The 22,297-nt window shown below is 70.3% G+C and carries 22 protein-coding genes; 10 read left to right on the top strand and 12 right to left on the bottom strand.

Annotation, left to right across the window (positions count from 1 at the left end):
• Positions 1 to 22 precede the first annotated feature (22 nt).
• The 3 genes from AB0H12_RS03715 to arfA are packed head-to-tail and all read left to right on the top strand — an operon-like array spanning position 23 to position 3,334.
• A complete protein-coding gene (locus AB0H12_RS03715; protein ID WP_499620563.1) occupies positions 23 to 985 on the top strand; it encodes a carbohydrate ABC transporter permease in 963 nt (320 codons plus the stop codon).
• Positions 982 to 1,821 carry a carbohydrate ABC transporter permease gene (locus AB0H12_RS03710; RefSeq protein WP_499620561.1) on the top strand — a complete coding sequence of 280 codons (840 nt, stop codon included), beginning with the start codon at positions 982 to 984 and terminating at the stop codon, positions 1,819 to 1,821. Before AB0H12_RS03715 ends, AB0H12_RS03710 begins: the two co-directional genes overlap by 4 nt.
• Before the next feature lie 7 nt (positions 1,822 to 1,828).
• Positions 1,829 to 3,334: an arabinosylfuranosidase ArfA gene (gene arfA / locus AB0H12_RS03705; RefSeq protein ID WP_499620560.1), complete on the top strand. Its 1,506-nt coding sequence runs from the start codon at positions 1,829 to 1,831 to the stop codon at positions 3,332 to 3,334.
• Positions 3,335 to 3,498: 164 nt separating this feature from the next.
• On the opposite strand, the gene AB0H12_RS03700 is transcribed toward arfA, so the two are convergent.
• From AB0H12_RS03700 to AB0H12_RS03690, 3 genes are all read right to left on the bottom strand, one after another.
• A complete protein-coding gene (locus tag AB0H12_RS03700; RefSeq protein ID WP_499620559.1) occupies positions 3,499 to 5,886 on the bottom strand; it encodes an ATP-binding cassette domain-containing protein in 2,388 nt (795 codons plus the stop codon).
• A gap of 100 nt (positions 5,887 to 5,986) precedes the next feature.
• Complete coding sequence (locus tag AB0H12_RS03695) at positions 5,987 to 6,397, bottom strand: VOC family protein (RefSeq protein ID WP_499620558.1); 411 nt, start codon at positions 6,395 to 6,397, stop codon at positions 5,987 to 5,989.
• Between the two features lie 10 nt (positions 6,398 to 6,407).
• Entirely contained in the window at positions 6,408 to 6,851 is a 444-nt protein-coding gene (locus AB0H12_RS03690) for a helix-turn-helix transcriptional regulator (RefSeq protein ID WP_499620557.1), read from the bottom strand.
• Positions 6,852 to 6,935: 84 nt separating this feature from the next.
• Between AB0H12_RS03690 and AB0H12_RS03685 the strand changes: the two genes are divergently transcribed.
• A complete protein-coding gene (locus AB0H12_RS03685) occupies positions 6,936 to 7,460 on the top strand; it encodes an AAA family ATPase (protein WP_499620556.1) in 525 nt (174 codons plus the stop codon).
• Between the two features lie 2 nt (positions 7,461 to 7,462).
• On the opposite strand, the gene AB0H12_RS03680 is transcribed toward AB0H12_RS03685, so the two are convergent.
• Entirely contained in the window at positions 7,463 to 8,500 is a 1,038-nt protein-coding gene (locus tag AB0H12_RS03680) for a sigma-70 family RNA polymerase sigma factor (protein WP_499620555.1), read from the bottom strand.
• 76 nt (positions 8,501 to 8,576) lie between these two features.
• Here AB0H12_RS03680 and AB0H12_RS03675 point away from each other — a divergent pair, with 76 nt between their 5' ends.
• Positions 8,577 to 9,398 carry an alpha/beta fold hydrolase gene (locus tag AB0H12_RS03675; protein ID WP_499620554.1) on the top strand — a complete coding sequence of 274 codons (822 nt, stop codon included), beginning with the start codon at positions 8,577 to 8,579 and terminating at the stop codon, positions 9,396 to 9,398.
• Positions 9,399 to 9,633: 235 nt separating this feature from the next.
• On the opposite strand, the gene AB0H12_RS03670 is transcribed toward AB0H12_RS03675, so the two are convergent.
• Entirely contained in the window at positions 9,634 to 10,833 is a 1,200-nt protein-coding gene (locus tag AB0H12_RS03670; RefSeq protein WP_499620553.1) for an MFS transporter, read from the bottom strand.
• Between the two features lie 311 nt (positions 10,834 to 11,144).
• On the opposite strand from AB0H12_RS03670, the gene AB0H12_RS03665 reads away from it, so the two are divergent.
• Genes AB0H12_RS03665 through AB0H12_RS03645 form a run of 5 tightly spaced genes read left to right on the top strand, consistent with a single transcriptional unit; the run spans position 11,145 to position 15,274 of the window.
• Positions 11,145 to 12,038, top strand: coding sequence for a radical SAM protein (locus tag AB0H12_RS03665; protein ID WP_499620552.1), 894 nt, complete (start codon positions 11,145 to 11,147; stop codon positions 12,036 to 12,038).
• Positions 12,025 to 12,960 carry a hypothetical protein gene (locus AB0H12_RS03660; protein WP_499620551.1) on the top strand — a complete coding sequence of 312 codons (936 nt, stop codon included), beginning with the start codon at positions 12,025 to 12,027 and terminating at the stop codon, positions 12,958 to 12,960. Before AB0H12_RS03665 ends, AB0H12_RS03660 begins: the two co-directional genes overlap by 14 nt.
• Before the next feature lie 31 nt (positions 12,961 to 12,991).
• Positions 12,992 to 13,570, top strand: a complete 579-nt coding sequence (locus AB0H12_RS03655) for a Pycsar system effector family protein (protein ID WP_499620550.1) — start codon at positions 12,992 to 12,994, stop codon at positions 13,568 to 13,570.
• A gap of 25 nt (positions 13,571 to 13,595) precedes the next feature.
• On the top strand, positions 13,596 to 14,306 hold the full coding sequence (locus AB0H12_RS03650; RefSeq protein ID WP_499620549.1) for an MBL fold metallo-hydrolase: 711 nt from the start codon (positions 13,596 to 13,598) through the stop codon (positions 14,304 to 14,306).
• Positions 14,307 to 14,308: 2 nt separating this feature from the next.
• Positions 14,309 to 15,274 carry a P-loop NTPase family protein gene (locus tag AB0H12_RS03645; protein ID WP_499620548.1) on the top strand — a complete coding sequence of 322 codons (966 nt, stop codon included), beginning with the start codon at positions 14,309 to 14,311 and terminating at the stop codon, positions 15,272 to 15,274.
• Here the strand turns inward: AB0H12_RS03645 and AB0H12_RS03640 are convergent.
• The 7 genes from AB0H12_RS03640 to AB0H12_RS03610 all read right to left on the bottom strand — a co-directional run bounded on the left by AB0H12_RS03640 (position 15,202) and on the right by AB0H12_RS03610 (position 22,155).
• Positions 15,202 to 15,702 (bottom strand): pyridoxamine 5'-phosphate oxidase family protein, encoded by a 501-nt coding sequence (locus AB0H12_RS03640; protein WP_499620546.1) that lies wholly within the window; start codon positions 15,700 to 15,702, stop codon positions 15,202 to 15,204. The genes AB0H12_RS03645 and AB0H12_RS03640 overlap by 73 nt on opposite strands.
• A 20-nt stretch (positions 15,703 to 15,722) precedes the next feature.
• Positions 15,723 to 17,147 (bottom strand): MFS transporter, encoded by a 1,425-nt coding sequence (locus tag AB0H12_RS03635; protein WP_499620544.1) that lies wholly within the window; start codon positions 17,145 to 17,147, stop codon positions 15,723 to 15,725.
• A 73-nt stretch (positions 17,148 to 17,220) separates the two neighbouring features.
• Positions 17,221 to 17,709 carry a MarR family winged helix-turn-helix transcriptional regulator gene (locus AB0H12_RS03630; protein WP_499620542.1) on the bottom strand — a complete coding sequence of 163 codons (489 nt, stop codon included), beginning with the start codon at positions 17,707 to 17,709 and terminating at the stop codon, positions 17,221 to 17,223.
• Positions 17,710 to 17,761: 52 nt separating this feature from the next.
• Entirely contained in the window at positions 17,762 to 19,102 is a 1,341-nt protein-coding gene (locus tag AB0H12_RS03625; protein WP_499620540.1) for a glycoside hydrolase family 6 protein, read from the bottom strand.
• A 203-nt stretch (positions 19,103 to 19,305) separates the two neighbouring features.
• Positions 19,306 to 19,956, bottom strand: a complete 651-nt coding sequence (locus AB0H12_RS03620; protein WP_499620538.1) for a response regulator — start codon at positions 19,954 to 19,956, stop codon at positions 19,306 to 19,308.
• Entirely contained in the window at positions 19,941 to 21,098 is a 1,158-nt protein-coding gene (locus AB0H12_RS03615) for a hypothetical protein (protein WP_499620536.1), read from the bottom strand. Before AB0H12_RS03615 ends, AB0H12_RS03620 begins: the two co-directional genes overlap by 16 nt.
• Positions 21,091 to 22,155 (bottom strand): sensor histidine kinase, encoded by a 1,065-nt coding sequence (locus tag AB0H12_RS03610; RefSeq protein WP_499620535.1) that lies wholly within the window; start codon positions 22,153 to 22,155, stop codon positions 21,091 to 21,093. Before AB0H12_RS03610 ends, AB0H12_RS03615 begins: the two co-directional genes overlap by 8 nt.
• Between the last annotated feature and the right edge of the window lie 142 nt (positions 22,156 to 22,297).

Raw genomic sequence — 22,297 nt, 5'->3', positions numbered from 1 at the left:
AGGCCAAGTCAGGAGGTTCACCGTGACGCGGTCCACCCCGATCGCGGCGCCCGAGGTCGACGACCCACCGGCCGCACCGGTCGAATCCCGTGCGCGGCGGCGGTCGCGCCGGGTCACCGCGCACCCGGTGGCCGGGATGCTGTTCGTCCTGCCGTTCTTCCTAGTCGTCGTCACGTTCCTGGTCGTGCCGCTGGGCTACGCGTTCTGGCTCAGCCTGTCCAGCAAGAGCCTCGCCCTCGGCACCCGGTTCACCGGCCTCGACAACTACGTGCGCGCGTTCACCGACCCGTTGCTGCTGGACGGCCTGCTGCGGGTCGTCCTGTTCGGACTCGTGCAGATCCCGATCATGCTCGGCATCGCGTTGGCGGGCGCGCTCGTGCTGGACGCCGTGACCACGAAGTTCGCCGTGGCGTTCCGGCTCATCGCGTTCATGCCCTACGCCGTGCCCGCCGTCGTCGGCGCGCTCATGTGGGGCTTCCTCTACAGCCGCACGTTCGGCCCGTTCGCCGACCTGCCGACGCTGGTGGGCGGCGACCCGATCGACTTCTTCAGCGTCTCGTTGCTGCTGGTGTCGCTGGGCAACATCGTGACGTGGGCGTGGACCGGCTACAACATGATCATCCTGTACTCGGCGTTGCAGGGCGTGCCGCGGGAGATGTACGAGGCCGCGGTGATCGACGGCGCCACGCCGGTGCAGATCGCGTTGCGGGTCAAGGTGCCCGCGATCAAGCAGGCCATCTCGCTGGCCGCGATCTTCACCGTCATCGGCACCATGCAGTTCTTCACCGAACCGCAGATCATGGCCCGGTTCGCGCCGCAGATCTCGGCCGGGTACACGCCGAACCTCTACGCCTACAACCAGGCGTTCGCCTACTCGGACTTCCACTACTCCGCCGCGCTGTCCTTCGCGCTCGGCTTCCTGGTGTTCGTGGTGGCCTACGCGTTCGTGTTCGTCAACAACCGCCGGCGGGGGAAGCGCGCATGAAGGTGAAGACCCGGCTCCCGCACCTGTTGATGGGCGTGGGCATCCTGTACTTCCTCGTCCCGCTGCTGTGGGTGGTCGTCGCGGCCACCAAGAGCCAGCCGGACCTGCTCGACAGCCCCGCGCTGTGGTTCGCCGAGTTCAACCTGTTCGAGAACATCGGGCTGCTGTTCCGCGAGGACGACGGCGCGTACGGCAAGTGGTTGGTCAACACGGCGCTGTACTCGGGCCTGAGCGCGGTGGGCGCGACGGCCCTGGCGGCGGCGGCGGGCTACGGCCTGGCCCGGTTCCGGTTCCCGGGCAAGAGGCTGTTCGAGACGGCGCTGCTGGGCATGATCATGGTGCCCGCCACCGCGCTGGTGCTGCCGACCTACCTTATCCTGTCCGAAGTGGAACTCGTCGACACGATCTGGGCGGTCATCCTGCCGTCGCTGCTCAGCCCGTTCGGCGCGTACCTGATCCGCGTCTACGTGGACGAGAGCGTGCCGGTGGAGCTGATCGACTCCGCCCGCATCGACCGTGCGGGCGAGCTGCGCATCTTCTGGCAGATCGTGGTGCCGATGATGCGGCCGGCCATCGTCACCGTCTTCCTGTTCACCCTGGTCGCCACCTGGAACAACTACTTCCTGCCGCTGGTGATGCTCAGCGACTCCGACCTGTACCCGCTGACCGTCGGCCTGACCACCTGGTTCAACACCGCGCAGCAGGAGGCAGGCACCCGGATGCTGTTCAACCTCGTGGTGACCGGCTCACTGCTGGCCATCGTCCCGCTCATCGTCGCCTTCGTCCTGCTGCAGCGCTTCTGGCGCAGCGGTGCGACGGCAGGCGCCCTGAAGTAGGAGCATCGTGCTCAACGCCTCTCTTGCCCTCAACCCCGACTACGTCATCGCGCCCGTGCGACGCCGGCTCTTCGGGTCGTTCGTCGAGCACATGGGCCGCTGCGTCTACACCGGTATCTACGAACCCGGCCACCCGACCGCCGACGAGGACGGTTTCCGGGGCGACGTGCTGGAGCTGACCCGTGAGATGGGGGTCGAGCTGGTCCGCTACCCCGGCGGCAACTTCGTCTCCGGCTACCGCTGGGAGGACGGCGTCGGCCCCGCCTCGCAGCGGCCCGTGCGCCGTGAACTCGCCTGGCACAGCATCGAGACCAACGAGGTCGGCGTCGACGAGTTCGTCCGGTGGGCGCGCAAGGCCGACGTCGAGGTCATGTACGCGGTGAACCTCGGCACGCGAGGTGTCGCCGAGGCGCTCGACGTGCACGAGTACATGAACCACGACGGCGGCACGCACCTGTCCGACCTGCGCCGCGAGAACGGCTCCGAGAAGCCGCACGGCGTGAAGCTGTGGTGCCTCGGCAACGAGCTCGACGGCCCCTGGCAGCTCGGCCACAAGACCGCGCACGAGTACGGCCGGCTGGCCGCCGAGACGGCCCGCGCGCTGCGGCAGGCCGAGCCGGACCTGGAACTGGTGGCGTGCGGCAGCTCCAGCTCGTCCATGCCGACGTTCGGCGAGTGGGAGTCCACGGTGCTGGAGCTGGCGTACGACGAGGTGGACCACATCTCGCTGCACGCCTACTACGAGGTCATCGACGGCGACGTGGACAGCTTCCTCGCCTCCGCGGCGGACATGGACCACTTCATCGACAGCGTGGTGGCCACCGCGGACGCGGTCGGCGCGCGGCTCAAGAGCAAGAAGAAGATCACGCTCTCGTTCGACGAGTGGAACGTCTGGTACATGAAGCGGTTCCAGGCGGAGCCGCGCACGGAGTGGGAGGTCGCGCCGCGGGTCATCGAGGACCAGTACGACGTCACCGACGCCGTGGTCGTCGGCAACCTGCTGATCTCGCTGCTGCGGCACAGCGACCGGGTGGCCGTGGCGTGCCAGGCGCAGCTGGTGAACGTGATCGCGCCGATCCGCAGCGAGCCGGGCGGCCCGGCGTGGCGGCAGACGACCTTCCACCCGTTCGCGCTGACGTCGCGGTTGGCGCGGGGCCAGGTGCTGCGGGTGGAGACGTCCTCGCCGACGTACCCGACGAAGCGCTTCGGTGACGTGCCGGTGGTCGACTCGGTCGCCACGCACGACGAGGAGACCGGCGACACGGTGGTGTTCGTGGTCAACCGGCACCGGTCCGAGCCGGTCGACCTGAAGGTCGCGCTGGCCGCGTTCGGCGACGTCGAGGTGGCCGAGGCGTGGACCGTGCACGACCCGGACGGCTCGGCCACCAACACCGAGACCGACCCGGACCGCGTGGTGCCGAAGCCGCAGACCGCCACCGTGACCGACGGCGAGCTGCACGTCGTGCTGCCGCCCGTCTCGTGGACCGCCGTGCGCCTCACCCCCAGCTCCTGACCCGCGAGAGTCCTACGTTCACGCCGCGAGAGTCCTACGTTCGGACACCCTGAATTCAACGCTCGGAGCCAGGTGCCTCACCCGGCTCCGTGCGCTGAGCGTTGAACTCAGGGCTCCTGGACGTAGGACTCTCGCGTGCTGGAGGTAGGACTCTCGCGGGTTGGTCAGGAGACGTAGGCGGCGAGGTGTTCGCCGGTCAGGGTGGACTGCTTGGCGACGAGGTCGGCCGGGGTGCCCTCGAAGACGATCCGGCCGCCGTCGTGGCCCGCGCCGGGACCGAGGTCGATGATCCAGTCCGCGTGCGCCATGACCGCCTGGTGGTGCTCGATCACGATGACCGACTTGCCGGAGTCGACCAGCCGGTCGAGCAGGCCGAGCAGCTGCTCGACGTCGGCCAGGTGCAGGCCCGTCGTCGGCTCGTCGAGGATGTAGACCTCGCCCTTCTCTGCCATCTGGGCAGCCAGCTTCAGCCGCTGCCGCTCACCGCCGGAGAGCGTGGTCAGCGGCTGACCCAGCGACAGGTAGCCGAGGCCGACGTCCACGAGCCGGTCGAGGATCTTGTGCGCGGCCGGCACGCGCCCGTCGCCCGTCTCGAAGAACGCCTCCGCCTCGATCGCGGACATCGCGAGCACCTCTGCGATGTTCTTGCCGCCCAACGTGTACTCCAGCACCGACGCCTGGAACCGCTTGCCCTCGCAGTCCTCGCACGTGGACTCGACGGTCGCCATCACGCCCAGTTCGGTGTAGATCACGCCGGCGCCGTTGCACGTGGGGCAGGCACCCTCGGAGTTCGAGCTGAACAACGCCGGCTTCACGCCGTTGGCCTTGGCGAACGCCTTGCGGATCGGTTCGAGCAGGCCGGTGTACGTCGCCGGGTTGCTGCGCCGCGAGCCGCGGATCGCGCCCTGGTCGATCACCACCACGCCCTCGCGGCCGGCCACGGAGCCGTGCACCAGGGAGCTCTTGCCGGACCCGGCGACACCCGTGAGCACGCAGAGCACGCCGAGCGGGATGTCCACGTCCACGTCGCGCAGGTTGTGGGTGTCGGCGCCGCGCACCTCCAGCGCACCCGACGGCGTCCGCACCGAGTCCTTCAACGACGCCCGGTCGTCCAGGTGCCGCCCGGTGAGGGTGTCGGTGGCGCGCAGCCCTTCGACCGTGCCCTCGAACACCACCTCGCCGCCGCCCGTGCCCGCCTTGGGCCCGAGGTCGACCACGTGGTCGGCGATCGCGATCACCTCGGGCTTGTGCTCGACCACGAGCACGGTGTTGCCCTTGTCCCGCAGCCGGAGCAGCAGGGCGTTCATCCGCTCGATGTCGTGGGGGTGCAGGCCGATGGTGGGCTCGTCGAAGACGTAGGTGACGTCGGTGAGCGACGAGCCGAGGTGCCGGATCATCTTGGTGCGCTGCGCCTCGCCGCCGGACAGCGTGCCCGACGGCCGGTCGAGCGAGAGGTACCCGAGTCCGATGTCCACGAACGAGTCCAGCGCCCGCCGCAGGTTCACGAGCAGCGGCGCCACCGACGGCTCGTCGAGGTCGCGCACCCAGTCCGCCAGGTCGCTGATCTGCATCCGGCACAGGTCCGCGATGTTGCGGCCCTTGATCTTCGACGCCAGCGCCTCCTTGGCCAGGCGCGTGCCGTCGCACTCGGGGCACGTCGTGAACGTCACCGCCCGCTCCACGAACGCCCGGATGTGCGGCTGCATCGCGTCGACGTCCTTGGACAGGTACGACTTCTGGATCTGCGGGATAAGGCCGGAGTAGGTCAGGTTGATCCCGTCGACCTTGATCTTGGTCGGCTCCTTGTGGAGCAGGTCGTGCAGTTCCCTCTTGTTGTACTTGCGGATCGGCTTGTCCGGGTCGAAGAACCCGCAGCCGCGGTAGATGCGGCCGTACCAGCCGTCCATGCTGTAGCCGGGGATGGTGAGCGCGCCGTCGTTGAGCGACTTGGTGTCGTCGTACAGCGCGGTCAGGTCGAAGTCGTTGACCGCGCCCATGCCCTCGCAGCGAGGGCACATGCCGCCGAGGCGGTTGAACGTCGCCTTCTCGGCCTTGGTCTTGCCGCCGCGCTCGACCGTGATCGCGCCGCTGGCCTTCACCGACGGCACGTTGAACGCGTACGCGTTGGGCGGGCCGATGTGCGGCGTGCCGAGCCTGCTGAACAGGATCCGCAGCATGGCGTTGGCGTCGGTGACCGTGCCGACCGTCGAGCGCGGGTTGGCGCCGAGCCGCTCCTGGTCCACGATGATCGCCGTCGTCAGCCCTTCGAGCACGTCGACCTCGGGCCGGGCCAGCGTGGGCATGAAGCCCTGCACGAACGCGCTGTAGGTCTCGTTGATCATCCGCTGCGACTCGGCGGCGATCGTGCCGAACACCAGCGAGCTCTTGCCCGAGCCGGACACGCCGGTGAACACCGTCAGCCGGCGTTTCGGGATCTCGACGCTGATGTCCTTGAGGTTGTTCACGCGCGCGCCCTGCACGCGGATCAGGTCGTGGCGGTCGGCGAGGAACGGCTCGGGCGACTGCGCTTGCGTCCTGGTGGCCTTGCTCATCGTGTCTCCATCGGGTTGTGCCGGGCGCGTAGGCGGGGGTGTGCGGTCACCCCGCTCCTGCGGACGTCGGAGCGGGGCGGCACTCGCTGGGACGTGCGGGTCAGCGCAGCTGCTGGATGCGGATCAGGTTGCCCGCCGGGTCGCGGAACGCGCAGTCGCGCACGCCGTAGGGGTGCTCGGTCGGCTCCTGGACGACCTCGGCGCCGTCGGCCTGCAGCTTGTCGAACGTGCCGTCGAGGTCCTTGGTGGCCAGGTTGATCCCGGCGTAGGTGCCCTTGGCCATCATCTCGACGATGGTGCGGCGCTCCTCGTCGGTGACGCCGGGGTCGGCGGCCGGCGGGTGCAGCACGATGGACGTGTCGGGCCGGCCGACGGGACCGACCGTGATCCAGCGCATGCCCTCGTAGCCGACGTCGTTGCGGACCTCGAAGCCGAGGGTGTCGCGGTAGAAGGCGAGCGCGGCGTCCGGGTCGTCCTGCGGGAGGAAGGTCTGGTGAATGCTGATGTCCATGGCGATCACGCTAGGTGGGGTCCGAAGCGGACGCTTCTCGATTCCTGACCGGTCTGGTGACCTGCTTGGCCACGCACGCGGGCATGCCGACCGTCTCGCCGGTCGCCTCGCGCCGGTACTCGCTCGGCGGCACGCCGACCAGCTCGGTGAACCGGGTGCTGAACGTGCCGAGCGACGAGCAGCCGACCGCGAAGCAGACCTCCGTGACGCTGAGGTCGCCCCGCCGCAGCAACGCCATCGCGCGCTCGATGCGCCGCGTCATCAGGTAGGAGTACGGTGACTCACCGTAGGCGCGCCGGAACTGGCGGCTGAGGTGCCCGGCCGACATGTTCACCCCGCGGGCGAGCGCCTCCACGTCCAGCGGCTGCGCGTACTCGCGGTCCATCCGGTCGCGGACGCGTCGCAACCGGGCGAGGTCGCGCAGGTGCTGTGTCGCGGCGGAGGTGCTGGTCACGTGCGCGATCGTGCCACATGACGGTGCGTGCAGCAGGTGGAAACCCGGTGTCACGCGGCCCGGGATCGTGCCAGTCTGGCCGACGTGATCACGCGTGAGCTGATGCTGATCGGCGGCGGCGCCGGCGTGGGGAAGTCGACCGTCGGGTGGGAGGTCTCCCAGGTGCTCCAGGGGCGGGGGACGGCGCACTGCCTGGTGGAGGGCGACTTCCTGGACCAGGTCCACCCGGCCCCGGCCGACGACCCGCACCGGACCGGGATCACCGAGCGCAACCTGGCCGCCGTGTGGGCCAACTACGCCGCGCTCGGTCAGCACCGGCTCGTCTACACGAACACGGTGAGCGTGCTGGAGGAGCCGATGATCCGGCGTGCCCTGGGCGAGGGGGACGTCCGCTCCACCCTCGTGCTGCTCACCGCGTCGGAGGCGACGATCCGGGAACGCCTCGCCCGCCGCGAGATCGGCTCGCAGCTCGCGCCGCACATCGAGCGGAGCCTGGCGATGGCACGCCGGCTGGCCGAGGACGCGCCTCCCGGCACCGTCCGCGTCGCGACGGACGGCAGGTCCGTCGAGGAGATCGCGCACGAGGTCGTGCGCGCCGCCGGCTGGTGAGGTCAGGGCAGTGAGGCGGGCAGGCCGAACGCCGGGAAGTGCTCCGCGCCGATGAACGACGTGACCTCCCGGATCAGGTCGCCGCGCAGTGTGAGCACGTTGATCGCCCACGCCGCGTACGCGCCGGCGCCGTCGTCCCACAGGTAGCAGGCGACGGCGGGCTGGCCGTTGGCGCCGGTCGTCAGGTGCCGCCACGGCGGGCAGTCGCCCATCGGCACCCGTGCGACGAAGTCGCTGACCGCCTCGATGCCGTGGTACCAGTGCCGGAACGGCGGCATCGACCAGGTGACGTCCTCGGTCAGCAGCGCGACCATGGTGTCGGCGTCGCCGCGTTCCAGCGCGCCGGCGTAGTCGGCCACGACCTGCCGCAGCCGCGCGTCGTCGATCAGCCGCAACGCCTGCTGCTGCGTGCGCGCGGGCACCTTCTCGGCGACCACCCGGCGGGCACGGGCCAGCGCGGAGTTCACCGACGTGGCCGAGGTGTTCATCATGGCGGCGATCTCGGCCGCCGAGAAGCCGAGCACCTCGAACAGCAGCAACGCCGCCCGCTGGTTGCCCGGCAGGTGTTGCAGGGCCGCGACGAAGGCCAGTTCGACGGCCTCGCGCTGCGCGTAGCGCCCGGCCGGCCCGCTGTCGCCCCAACCCTCGTCCGGGTACGGCCCGAGCCAGGCGACGTCGGTCACGGGCGGGTTGTCGAGCACCGCGCGTTCGCTGGCCGGTCCGAGGTCCACCGGCAGCGCCCGCCGGCCACGGCTCTCCGCGGTGTCCAGGCACGTGCGGGTGGCCACTGTGTACAGCCACGAGCGCAGCGAGCTGCGCCCCTCGAAGCGGCCGAGCGCGCGCCAGGCCCGCAGCAGGGCGTCCTGGAGGGCGTCGTCGGCGTCGTGGGTGGAGCCGAGCATGCGGTAGCAGTGGGCGTGCAGCTCCCGGCGCAGCGGTTCGACCAGGCGGGTGAACGCCTCACCGTCGCCCGCCCGGGCCCGCGCCAGGTCGGGCTCCTCGACACCGGTCGCGGAACTCGTCGGAAGAACTTCGTCCACGAGCGACGATTCTGCCCCACCCGGACGGTCACTACCGGCGAACGAGCACTTCAGAGGAGTTCCAGGAGGATCCGCGATGACCAAGACCGCCACCACCGACACCCTGCGGGTGCCCGACGCGCTGCTGCACTACGAGGTGCGTGGCCGCGGACCGCTGGTCGTGCTCGTCGGCGCGCCGATGGACGCCAGGTCGTTCGAGCCGCTGGCCGACCTGCTCGCCGCCGACCACACCGTGCTCACCACGGACCCGCGCGGCATCAACCGCAGCAAGGTGGACGACCCGGACCGCGACGCGACGCCGGAGCTGCGCGCCGACGACCTGGCCAGGCTCATCCGGCACCTGGACGCGGGCCCGGCGACCGTCCTCGGTTCCAGCGGCGGCGCGGTCAGCGTGCTGGCGCTCGCGCAGGCGAACCCCGAGCTGGCGCACACCGTGATCGCCCACGAGCCGCCGCTCGACCAGCTCGTGCCGGACCGGGAGGACCTGCTGCGGCGGACCGACGAGATGGTCGCCACCTACCTGTCCGGCGACGCGCTCGGGGCGTGGCGGCAGTTCATGGCCATCGCGAACATCCACGTGCCCGACGAGGTGATCGAGCACATGTTCGGCGGCGAGCGCGACCCGCAGGACCTCGCCGACGAGCGGTTCCAGTACGAGCACATGCTGCGGCCGACCGTCGAGTGGGTGCCCGATTCGGAGGTGCTGCGCTCGGTGCCGAGCCGGATCGTGGTCGGCATCGGCGAGGACTCGGGTGGCGAGCTGTGCGAGCGCACGTCGGAGGCGCTGGCCGCCGTTCTCGGCATCGAGCCGACCAGGTTCCCCGGCGGTCACATCGGCTTCGTCGAGGACCCGGACCGGTTCGCGGTCCGGCTGCGCGAGGTGCTGGGGGAGGGCTGAGCCACGCGGGCGGCGGGCGACCGCCGCCCGCATGGGTCCTTGGCCGAGACGGCGGGCTGATTTGGCCCCACGCAGCCCTCCCCGCAGGGCGAGTGCCTCTTGACCGGCTCGCACCGGACCGAGCCCGGACGAACGGACACCGACCGAGCCATCCCGCCCGGCGGGCGAGCGGCCCCCGGCGACCGCGGCGTGGGACGCGGCCCGGCAGGCGACCGCCGGGCGGTGGCAGGGCGGCCTAGGCGGGCACGCGGGGGCGGCCGACCAGGACCGACAGGGCGGCCACCGCCAGCCCGGCCAGGCTCAACGCCACCCCGACCCACGCCGTGGAGGTGTAGCCCCAGCCCGCGCCGATCGCCAGGCCGCCGAGCCACGCGCCCGCGCCGTTGGCGATGTTCAACGCCGAGTGGTTGGACGACGACGCCAGCGACGGCGCGTCCGGGGAGGCGTCCATCAGCCGCACCTGCAACGCCGAGGCCAGCACCTGCGACACGAGCCCGATCAGGAACACGGTCGCGAACGCCATCACCGGCGAGGTCGCGGTCAGCGCGAACACCACGAGCACGCCCGTCACCGCGATCAGCGAGCCGAAGACCGTGCCCATGACCGAGCGGTCGACGAACCGGCCGCCGACCGTGGCGCCGATCGTCATGCCGAGCCCGAACACCGCCAGCACCCACGGCACCGCGGACGAGGACAGCGCGGTCACCTCGGTGGTGATCGGCGAGATGTAGGAGTAGACGGCGAACATGCCGCCGAACCCGATCATGCCGGTGAGCAGCGCGAACCACACCTGCGGCCGGCGGAACGCGCTCAGCTCGGCGGCCACGCTCGCGTCCCGCGGCGCCGGCGCCCGCGGCAGCCACCTGGCCACCGCCAACGCCGTCGCGACCGCGATCACGGCCACCGCGAGGTATGCGACCCGCCACCCGATCTGCTGACCGGCGGCGGTGGCGACCGGCACGCCGACCAGGTTCGCCACGGTCAGGCCGACCATGATGCGGGCGACCGCCGTGCCACGCCGCTCCGGTGGCACGAGGGTGGTCGCGACGACGGCCGCGATGCCGAAGTACGCGCCGTGCGGCAGCCCGGCCACGAACCGCGCGGTCATCAGCAGGGCGGCGTTCGGCGCGATGGCGGACAAGCCGTTGCCCAGCGCCAGGGCCAGTGTCAGTCCGATCAGGAGCCCCTTGCGCGGCAGCTTCGCGGCCAGCCCGGCGATGAGCGGCGCGCCGACCACCACGCCGAGCGCGTACAGGCTGATCGCGTGCCCGGCGGTGGGGATGGAGATGTCGAACGTGGCGGCCATCTGCGGCAGCAGGCCCATGGTGGCGAACTCGGTCGTCCCGATGGCGAACCCGCCCAGCGCGAGGGCGGACATCGCCGCCCCGCCGCCCTTGCCACGACGAGTCAGCGCGGACTCGACGGTCGCCGTCATGCGTCGCTCCTGTCAGCTGTCCCGAGTCGACAGTGACCGCGCGACGTAGGTTCTTTAGCCAGCGTAACGATCCTACCTCCCAGTGCCGCGCAGTTCCGGCCTGCGCCCGTGGCGCTCCTCACGTGGTCCCGACGTGCATAGGCGCATTCGCTGTGACCGCGAAACAGCGCACGGTGACCGACTGCGTAAATCCGTCGGCTGACGCGGGGCCGATGCTTCCGCCGTTCAGTCCTGTTGTTCGCGGAGCAGGTCGAGTACGGTGGATATTTCCTCTTTGTGAATCGCGTGAAGCTTTCGGAGGGGACTGGCGCATGGAATCTGTCGATTATCTCGAGACGGTGGGCTCCGGTTCCGCCTACGTTGCCAATCGAGACCGGGTCGTCCTTGGCGGAGGCAGTCGCCCGCGGGTGCTCAGCGTGTGCTTCGAGCCGACTAACAAGTGTCCTGGAAAATGTCCCTACTGCTTGATCGAGGATCACGATCAAGACTGGCCGACCGAGGTGCTCAGGAGTGTTCTCGCGGCCCTGCTCCGGCACGGGACCATGCGGTTCGGTTTCGGCGGCGGCGAACCGCTGCTCCGCCCGGACCTCAACGAACTCGCCTCCTACGTCAGGCGGCACGGCGGCGGCACCCTGCTACGGACGAGCGGAATGTTCCCCATGGTCGCCGCGGAAACGCGAGAGGCATTCGATTGGGTCGACCTGTCCTTCGACACGGTTGACCCGGACGTCTTCCGCAAGTGCCGGCCGGGTGTGCCGTACGAAGTGCTGGTCGAGAACTTGGGGAACCTGGTGCGGTCGGCGTGCCGGGTGCGGGTGAGCGTGCTGATTACCTCGCGGAACCTGCCCAGCGTCGAGCGCACCGTGCGCTATCTCGCGGACGTCGGGGTCCGGCACGTTCGATTGCAACGGTTGGTTCGACGCGGCCAGGCAAAAACCACCTGGCGGAGCCTGGTGGTGGAGCCGCAGGTGGTCGACGAGGTCATGGCCGAGACGATCGGGCTAAGCGGTGAGCTCGGGATCGACATCCGCGAACTCAGGACCGTCGCGAATACCACGTTGTGCATCGTGAAGGGGGATGGCAGATTCTACAGCGGTGAGCCGGACGGGATCACGCGACGCGGCAGCGTGTTCAACGTGGCCGAGCTCCAGGGAGTAGCCGAGCGCCTGTTCGAGGCGCAGGCCGATGCCTATGCCGATGCTTGACGGGCATCGCTTCCAGAATTTCGAGCGAGCGGCGGGCGACGTCACCGGCGAGCAGGTCGTGAAGGTGGTGGAACGGCACTCGTCGGTGCTCTTCTTCACCGAGTCGCGGGTGGTCAAGGTCTTCCTCAGCGAGCCGCCCGAGCGCACGGCCATGCGGTTCGAGTGGCTGGCCGGACACGGAATGCTGGATTGCCGGTTGGAGCACTTCGGCAGCGCGTCCGAGCGGCTCGGCGTCATCGTAATGGAGAGGCTTCCCGAGAAGTGCTCGCTGTGGGCACTGCTGTCGGGTACTTCGGTCGAGCTGGATCACATCGATCGGCTGATCGACCGCGTCGATGTGATCCAACGGCGCGTCGGAACGTCGCCGGTGCCCGCGGAGGTCGTCGCCGTCGGCATGGTGGAGAACATCGCCAAACAGGCCCGTCTGCTGGCCGAGGATCGTCTCGCTCGAGTTGCCGGACGAGTATGGCGAGTGGGCCGGGTAATCACCTCGGCGATGCGGTCCTCGGGTGCGGCTTGGACCCCGGTCGTCCACGGCGACCTGCATTCGGCGAACGTCTTCGTGCTCCCCGGACACGTCGCCATCATCGATCCGGTCTTCACCGAACCGCGAGCCCGCGTCGCCCCGTACTTCACGGAACTCGCCCCCTTGTACGCCGATGCGCTCGTGCTCGGTCGGAGGGATGTGGTCGGCAGGATAGAGGAGCATTTCCTGGGCGGAAGCCATTCGGACCGATGGGACGTTTTCCAGCTCGCGGTGTGCCTGAAGGTATTGGTGCGTTACCGGGTCGCCGCTCACTCTCGGATGGTGGAACCCGATCGAAGCCGTCGATCGAGTGACGATTGGTGCTCCGATACGGTGCTGGTGGGAAGGCTGGTGGATACTGTGCTCGCCGAACTCGCAGTAGACGTCGCGGACTGACCGCGATCGTCGTGATCGAATGGTGGATGACGTGCTGGTGTTCAAGCGTCGACGGCAGAGGTTGCCGGACGAGCAGCCGGAGAGCCGGTCGGCGCCAGCGATCCCGGTCCAAGCGGCGCTCCTGGTGTTGCAGACGTTCGAGCACCGGCGGAATCAATTGACCACGAAGTCGACCATCTGTGCGACGGCGGCGTCGGGCATCGTGGTGCTGGTCATCCAGGTCTTCCTGGCCAATCCGGCCACTCCGATCCCGGTCCGTGGCCTCGGTCTGCTGACGTTGTGCCTCGCGGCGCTCGCACTCCTGGAAGGGCTGAACGTCATCAAGAAGTTGCCGAAGAAAACGCGGTCGAAGCGAAGTCGAAAGCACCTCCTGTTTTTCGGGACATTCGTCGCGCTGACCGCCGACGAAGCTTACGAGAAGGTGGCCGACCTGTCCGAGGAGGACTACGCGCGGGAACTCGCGGCACAAGCGGTGGAGCTTTCCCGGAACCTGCGGATGCGGTACGATGCGCTCGGCAAGGCGCATCGGTGGCTCTCCACCGCGATCGTCGTGTTCGTGCTCGCCCTCGTCGTTCAACAGGTGTACATAGTTGCGGCCTTGATCGCCTGACCGCGGATCGGAAAATTTAATGGAGTTGCGGCTTGTCGGCACGGGGTCGATCCTCACCTCGGCGCTCAGCGCGTGTGCGCTGGTCAACGACCGGATCCTGGTCGACGTACCGAACGGCGCGGTCAAGACGCTTCGACGTCAGGGTGTCGAGCCGGGCTCCCTCGATGCCTGCCTGATCACCCACTTCCACGCTGACCACTACTTCGACGTGGTGTTCCTGCTGCTCGAACTCGGGCTCAGGCGGGTGAGGGACGAAGATTTCCTGTTGGCTGGCCCACGCGGACTGGAGGAGCGGGTCGACACGCTGTTCAGGCTGGCTTACCCCGAATCCTGGGACAAGGTCCGGAAGAACTCGCGGGTGAAGTTCCACGAGTGGACCGACCACGGCGGGGAGATCACCTCGGGCGGCCACACCGTGCGCGCTGTCCCGGTCGCGCACACCGCCACCCCCGCTTTCGGGTACCTGGTCGGTGATGGCGATGCGACCACCGGGTTCTCCGGTGATTCCGAGCTGTGCGACGGGGTCGAGACCATCATGCGGGCATGTTCCACGGCGGTGCTCGACGCGTCGTTCATCGAGCGTCGAGCGGGGCACATGGGAGTGTCCGATCTGGTCGACCTGGCCCGGCGATTCCCGGATGTGCGCGTGCTGGCCACCCACGTGAGCGATGAAGTGCGCGGCGGCGACTGGCCGGGTGTTCAAGTGCCGGACGACGGCGACCGTTACTCGGTGTAGTGATGCCTCAGGAACTGCGCTTGAGTCTCGGCGACGGCCTGGTGCCGTTCTCCGTGTCGGTCAGGAACCTCACCGGTGCTGAGCGGGAGTTGCTGGTCGACCTGGTGTCGCCTTACTGGCTCGCCACGGCCGAAAAAGACCGCCGGGACTCGGTCGCCATCGTCTTGGTGCGGAGGCGATCGGTGCCCGGGCGGCTCCGCGGGAACAGCCCGGAGCCCTCGTTCGAGTACGAGCGCGAAGTGGTGACCGTGACCGTCGGGGAGGACGTGAAGGAAACGGTTTTCGCGGTCATTGGTGTGGCGCGGGCGATCGTCAAGGTCTTCCTGGTCGAGTCGGCCTCGGGGCGGAACTGTCACGCTGGCGCGGTCGACCACCGAGGTAGCGGGATGCTGTTCACCGGTGCCCGTGGGAGCGGGAAGACCACCGTGCTCCGGGCTTGCGCGGCCGCGGGTTTCGGCCTCGTCGCCAACGACCAATGCGTGCTGCTGCCCGGTGTGGAGCCTGTCGCGGTCGGGTTTCCCGCTCTGGTGGCGATTCGTCCGGAGGCCGAGCGCGCACGACTCCGATTGCCGCTGCGGCCGCTCGTGATCGGCGTCGACAAACAGGACGGGATAGCGCGCAGGCGTTACAGCCTCCCCGATCTGGCGAAGGCCAACGGCACCTCCTGCGTGGGCCGCACTCAGGTAAGGCTGCTCGTCAGTTATGCGCAAACACCGATCGCCGGTGTGCTGGAGTACGAGCGGGTCGACTCCGCGGGGTGGCTGGACGCCGCGTCGTACGACCTCCTCGACGCCTACGGGCCAAGACTGGTCGACCTGGCGTCGGGCGTGCTTCGCGCGTACCGGGTCGACGTGCGGGGCTCCGGTGAGTCGTTGGTCCTGCGACATGTCCCGCACTACCGGGTCACCTGCTCGGAAGACATGCTCGACCGCCTGCCGGGCACGCTCGCCGAGTTGGTCGGAGCGTGAGGGAGATCCGGTGTCGCCGTTGATCGGATCTTTCGGGGTTCCGCCTTCGGGATGTCCAGCGCGGTGCCGTAGAGGCGGGTCGCGGTGAACGTGATGGTCAGGCGGCGGTCCGGTTCGAGGTCCGGGCCGTCCGTCGTCTCGACCAGTTCCGCATCCCCCTCCACCACCGCGAACGACCACACGTCCGGTCCGCTCACGTGCAGCGAGACCTTCGGGTCGGCCCGGATCTGGCGGGCCTTCAGGCGATCGGCGGTGGTCGACACCCGGATGACCCGCTCCTTCGCGTCCCACTGGTAGAGCACGGTGGACAGGTGGGGGTGGCCGCTGCGCTTCACGGTGGCGAGCACGCCGAACCGCTGCGCGTCGAGCAGGTCCACCAGTTCGTCGTCGGTCAGGGTGCGGGGTGCGGGGCCTGCGTTGACGGTCATGTCGATCTCCTCCGGAGAAGTCAGCGGGAACGCTTGCGCAGGACGAGGAGCGTGACGGCGAACGCGGCGACCAGCAGCGAGGCGGCCACGGTGAACGCCACGTGGTACCCGGCGGTCAGCGCGACCGGCTCGGCGGCGCCCGACGCCCGCTCCCCCTCGGTCCGCGCGGCGGCCAGCGTGGACAGCACGGCCACCCCCAACGCCATGCCGACCTGCTGCGTCGTGTTGAACAGGCCGGACACCAGGCCCGCGTCGTCGGGCTTCGCGTCGGACATGCCCAGTGACGCCAACGCGGGCAGCACCAGCCCGCCGCCGGCGATCAGCAGCATCACGGGCAGCAGGTCGGCGGGGTAGTCGGCGTCCACCGGGACCGTGGCCAGCTTGACCATCGCGCCGGTCAGCAGCGCGAGCCCGACCAGCAGCACCGCGCGTTCGCCGAAGCGGGTGTTCAACCGGGCCGAGACGAACAGCGACACACCGCCGATCGCGACCGCCGCCGGCAGCATCGCCAACCCGGTGGCGAGCGCGCTGTAGGCCAGCACCTTCTGCATGAAGAGCGCGACGATGATCTGGAACGCGAACATCGCCGACAACGTGAGCACCTGCACCAGGTTCGCGCCGGCCACGTTGCGCGAACGCAGGATCCGCAGCGGCATCAACGGCGTCCGCGCACGGGCCTGCCGAACGGTGAACGCGGCCAGCAACGCGGCCGACAGCGCGCCGAGACCGAGCGTGTGCGCGGCCGTCCAGCCGTGCTGCTCGACCTTGACCACGGTGTAGATGCCGAGCATCAGGCCGCTCGTGACCAGCGCCGCGCCGAGCACGTCGGCGCCGGCGGACAGGCCCGCGCCCCGGTCGGCCGGCAGCACGCGGATCGCCAGCAGCACGGTGGCCACGCCGATCGGCAGGTTGATGAAGAAGATCCAGTGCCAGCTCAGCGCGTCGGTCAGCACGCCGCCGAGCACCTGCCCGATGGACGCCCCCGCCGCGCCGGTGAAGCTGAACACGCCGATCGCCTTGGCGCGTTCAGCCGGGTCGGTGAACAGCGTGACCAGGATGCCGAGCACGACCGCCGACGCCATCGCGCTGCCCGCGCCTTGCAGGAACCGGGCCGCGATCAGCAACCCCGGTGTGCCGGCCACGCCCGCCAGCAGCGACGCGGCGGTGAAGACCGCGTTGCCGGCCAGGAACATCGCCTTGCGCCCGATCAGGTCGCCGAGTCGGCCGGCCAGCAGCAGCAGGCCGCCGAACGCGATCAGGTAGGCGTTGACCGTCCAGCTCAGGCCGGCGGGGGAGAAGCCCAGGTCACGCTGGATGGCGGGCATGGCGACGGTGACGATGCTGCCGTCGAGGATGGTCATCAGCATCGCGGCGGACAGCACGACCAGCGCCGACCAGCGGTTCGCGCGGGGTGTGTCGAGCGGTGTGTCGAGCGAGGACGACATCGGTCTCTCCTGTTCCGGTGGGGACAGGAGGAACCGTAGCGGATAGTTTCGTTACAGACAATCTGTCGCGGACTTACCTCGTGCTCTCGCGGGCTCGGCGGGCCGTCTGAGGTGCCGGGATCGGGGTGGACAGATGGCCGCTGACCAGCAGGTTCAGTGCGTGCAGCAGCGCTTCGCGATCTTTGTCGGGCAGCGACTCCAAGGCGGTCCGGTGCACCCCGTCGACGACCGCCTGGCTCTGCTTCGCCAGTTCGGCGCCCTTCTCGGTGACGGCGACGATCCGGGCCCGCCGGTCGGTGCTGGACGGCCGGCGCTCGGCGAGGCCGGCCTTCTCCAGCGCGTCCACCGTGACCACCATGGTGGTCTTGTCCATGTCGCCGATCTCGGCCAGCTGGATCTGCGTGCGCTCCTCCTGCAAGGCGTGGACGAGGACGCAGTGCATGCGGGCGGTCAGGCCGATCTCGGCCAACGCCGCCGCCATCCGGGTGCGCAGCACGTGACCGGTGTGGTCCAGGAGGAACGACAGGTCGGATTCGGTGCGGGCTGGGGCCATGGCGGACATGGCCCCAGTCTAGCTACCAGGACAACACCGGATTATCCGCAAGAAACCGAGTTCAGAGCGCGGGGTGGGCGTTGCGCAGCAGTTCCCGGAACTGCGCCGAGTGCCAGTGGCCGGCAGGCGGCGCGTCCTGCCACGCCCCGGTCGGGTCCGGGCTGGCGTTCGGGCGACCGTCGTAGGTGGGGTCGCACTCCCGGTTGAAGTTCTCGCCGGCGATCGGGATCGGGATGCTCGCGCCGTCCGACTCGCCCGGCGGCTTCATCCACACGTACGCGTCGACGTTCGGCCGGGGCGCCGCGACCGGACGTTCGCCCAGGCCCGTGCCGACCTGGTTGCACCAGTTCCAGATCCGCGCCCTGCGGTCGATCCGGCTGGTGTCGACGTAGACGTCCACGTTCGTCTCGTAACCCGGCTTGGTCGGCCGGTTCGGGCCGCCCCACCCGTTGCGCGAGGTGTCGAGCAGCACGCCGACCTGCGCGGCGAAGCCCGCCGCGACCGCCTCGGTCCGGAAGAAGTCCACGAAGGAAAGCTCGTCGATGAACGGGTTCCAGTCGACCCACCTGGTCTGCTGGATGTGCTGCCCGTTGATCACCGTCTTGACGATGAACTCCTCGCGCAGCACCGAGTAGTCGGCGGTGTTGGCGATGAAGCCGTGCACGGCGCCGAGCCGGCTGCCGCCCGAGGTCGCGGCCTTCACCAGCAGCGCCAGCGTCGGCTTGCGGTTGTCGTCCCAGCCGATGTTGCCGTGGTGGCTGATGTCGAGGTAGCTGTAGACGTTGCGGATCGCGCCGAGCTTCGCCAGCGCGTACCCGATGCCCTCGGTGTACGAGCCGGCCGCCTTGACGTACTCGCAGGCCAGGGTGGCGTCGTAGCGCGGCTGGACGTGCGTGACGAGGTACGGCAACGAGTTGGGCTCCACGACCGTGACGACCCGCAGCCGCGCGTACGCCGGGTCGGCCAGGATCGCGGCGATCGGGTCGATGAACTCCTGCTTGTAGCGCGGCAGCTCGTTCCACGCCAGCTCGCCGTTGGTGGCCAGGCGACCGCAGTCGCGGCCGGGCAGGTTCCACAGCACGAGCTGCACCAGGGTGGCGTTCTGCCGCAGGGCCGCGTCCAGGTGGGCGCGCAGGCCCATCGTCCCGTCGGCGCCCTGCACGGACGCGATGCTGTCGAGCCACACGCCGGTCGGCTGGCCGGCGACGGCCGTGCCACCCGGTTCGGCGGCGGCGCGGGCGGACCACTCCGGGTTGACGTAGGGGCGCGCGCCGACGTACGGGTTGTCCAGGCGCGGCGACCAGTGCGGGGCGGTGCTCGCGCCGGCCGGCGCGGTGACGACGAGCCCGGCGGCGACCGCGACCGCCGTCAGCGCGTGGCCGACGCGGATGAGGGATCTCATGTACTGCAACCTCCGGTGATCACAACGGTGTGAGGGAGGCGGTGTGCTGCCCACCGTACCGTGCCGGCACGACTACCGACTGTGATCCGGCGGAGGCGACTTCGGCGACCGGCTCCGGGCCCGCGGAAGGCGCTCGACTCGTCAGGGCCGCGGTCGCCGGCCGGGCATCCGGCTGCCGTGACCACGTGCGCCGGTGGCCCGGGTCAGAGCTCGTCCACGCCGATCAGCCCGTCCTGGATCGCCCGCGCCACCAGCGCGGCCTTCGTCGGCGCCTCCCGCCCGATCAGCGCGTACTTGACCCGGATCCGCTCCAGGTGCGAGTTCACCGTGCTCAGCGAGATGCCGAGCCGCTGCGCCACGAACTCCTTGGACTCCGACTGGAACCACTCGACGAGCACCTCGACCTCCCGCGCCGACAACGCGGGCCGGTGGTCGGACCGGTCGCCCGCCAACGCGCCCGCCAGCGAGGGCGGCGTGTACGACCTGCCCTCCGCCGCCGCACGGGTCGCCTGCACGAGGTGCTCCGCGCCCTCCGCCTTGGTCAGGTAGCACAACGCGCCCAGTTCCAGGCACTGCAACGCGATGTCGTCGTCGGCGCGCATCGAGTAGACGACGACCCGCCGACCCGCCTCGACCAGCCGGCGCAGGTCGCCGAGCACCGGCGTCGGTCCGTTCAGGTGCAGGTCGAGGATCACCACGTCGGCGTCCGCGCCCTCGCCGAGCCACGCCGAGCGCACGTCATCGCCGCTCGCGACGACCCGGATCGGCGGCGTGCCGGACGACAGCCAGTAGGCGACGCCCGCGCGCACCGCCGGGTGGTCGTCCACCACCACTGCGCTCAGTTCGTCCGCCATCTGGCCTCCATCCGCGTGTGCCGACCGTACGTGCCGCTTTCGACCTCGACCGGCCCCATCGCGGTTCCCACCTCGACCTCCGCGTCGGAGACCACCGCCACCCGCACCTCGCCCTCGGTGCGCAGCAGGCTCACCCGGGCCCGCTCCCGCGCCGCCGACAACGCCTCCGCCAGCGGTCCGGTCAGCTGCCGCCGCACGTCGGTCGGCACCGGCACCGTCGCGCCGCTGACCGCGAGCGACACCGCCACCCCGCGCCGTTCGGCGACGTGCACGCACGCCGTGACCTCGTGCACCAGCGGGTCGGGCACGTCGTCGTTCTCGGCGAACAACCGCCGCAGCTGGGTGGCCGCGAGCGCGCACCGCCGCCGGGTCTCGTCGGCACGCGGGTCGAGCACGCCGTCGGCGAGGTCCGCGAGCAGCGGCAGGGTGGCGCCCAGTTGTCCGGCGAACCCGGCGCGCAGGTCCTGCTCCCACTGCTCGGCCAACGCGGCACGGGTCGCCGCGCGCTCCCGTTCGGCGGCGACCTCGACGGCCTGGGACGCGTTGCGCAGCATGAACCGGGTCATCACCAGGGCGCCGAGCTGGAGGCTGGTCGCGCTGAGCACGACCACGCCCGCGTTGCCGATCCCGGCCAGGTCCGGTGTGCCGGCGAGCAGCCACTGCCCGACGCCGAGCACCACGTGCGCCGCCTGCGCGGCGAGCAGCGCGGGGACGCGGTCCAGCAGCAACAGCAGCAGCGACCACCCGACCTGACCCCACGACCAGTGCGCCGGCCCGAAGATCGCGTACGACGGCAGCACGGCGGTGGCCAGCGCGGAAGCCGCCATCACCGCCACCACACCGCCCACGACCACGGCCCGCGGCGGTGGTTCGCGTCGCACGACCCAGATCGCGCACAGCAGCGTCACCGAGACGAACACGGCGAGCGTGACCCGCGCGGCCGGGTGGTGGGGGTAGGTGAGCAGGGCGCCGAAGCCGAGGCTCACCTGCAGCACGGCGGTGACGCCGAGCAGGATCAGCCGCACGCCGGCGAACACGTGCCGTTCGGCCTCGCGGCTGTCGTCGCCGTGATCGCCCTCGTCACGACTCCAGGTGAGCAACGGTCCCGCCCACGACCGCGCTCCGACCCCTTGATCAATCACCGGGCCACTCCATCCGCACCGTCGTCCGACCGGGCCGGGACGTCACCTCGGCCCGCCCGCCGACGGCCGCCATCCGCTCGACCACCGACCCGCGCAGACCCCGCCGGTGGTCCGAGACCGCGCCGACGTCGAACCCGCGCCCCGCGTCGGTCACCTCCACCTCGACCCCGCCGCCGGACGCCCTCACCCGCAACTGCGCCGCACCCGTCCCCGCGTGCCGCTCCACGTTCGTCAACGCCTCCCGCACCGCCCGCACCAGCGCCAATGCCACCGAAGCCGGCAGCAGCACGCTCTCCCACCGCACGTCGACCTCCAGCGGGCTGCGTTCCACCACCGCCCGCAACGACGAGCCGACGTCCACCGAGCTGTCCCGCGGCACACCTGACGTGCCGGTCAGCAGGTCCAGGTCACGACGTGCGTACCCGGCGACCTCCGCCGGATCGGATTCCCGCCCGTTCACCGCCACCACCAGGAACGTCGCCGAGGCCGTGTCGTGCAGCAGCGCCAGGTACTCGCGCTCACGCCTGCGCCGCTCCAACGCCACCGCCTCCTGGCGCTCCAGCGCCGCGCGCCGCGTCCGCAGCTCGTCCACCCGCCGTGACGACCGGCGCAGCAGCAGCAACGCCAACCGCGCCAACACGCACTCCACCACCACCCGCAGCGCCACCCCACCGTCCCCCGACACCGCGGTCAGGTAGACGGTGAGCAGCGCGGCTGTGGTCGGCACGGTGACCTTCGGCGCCCACTCCCACTGCAAGGTGATCGCGGTGGTGGTGAGCACGTTGAGCGACCACGTGCCCGTGGCGCCGAGCTGCTCCTGCGCCGCGCACAGCGCCACCACCCGCACGATCGACAGCACGAAGGCGACTCGCGGCGACCGGAAGTCCGCCACCGCGCCGATCAGCACCAGGCCGCACAGCCCCAGGCCGAGCGGCAGGGCGTCGGCGGGCACGGACAGCACGCCGAACGCGCTGATCAGCGTCACGCCGACACCGCGCACCGGTCCGGCGAACCGCGCGAAGGCGATCAGGAGTTCGGTCTCGACCTGACCCGGCATGCGGCGAACCCTAGCCGCACGGTCCAGGGTGGACGGCGGGTGACGTGCCCGCGAACGGCCGGGAGCGTTCCCCTGACAACAGCGGACAGAAACCGCGCCGGGGCTTCCGGCCCGCCTGCCCGGTTGGGTAGACCCGAGGGCA

It is taken from the genome of Actinosynnema sp. NPDC023794 (assembly GCF_040639675.1).
Taxonomy (GTDB): domain Bacteria; phylum Actinomycetota; class Actinomycetes; order Mycobacteriales; family Pseudonocardiaceae; genus Actinosynnema; species Actinosynnema luteola.
Note: the sequence above shows the minus strand (reverse complement) of the source record. Positions and strands in the feature narration are given on the sequence as shown.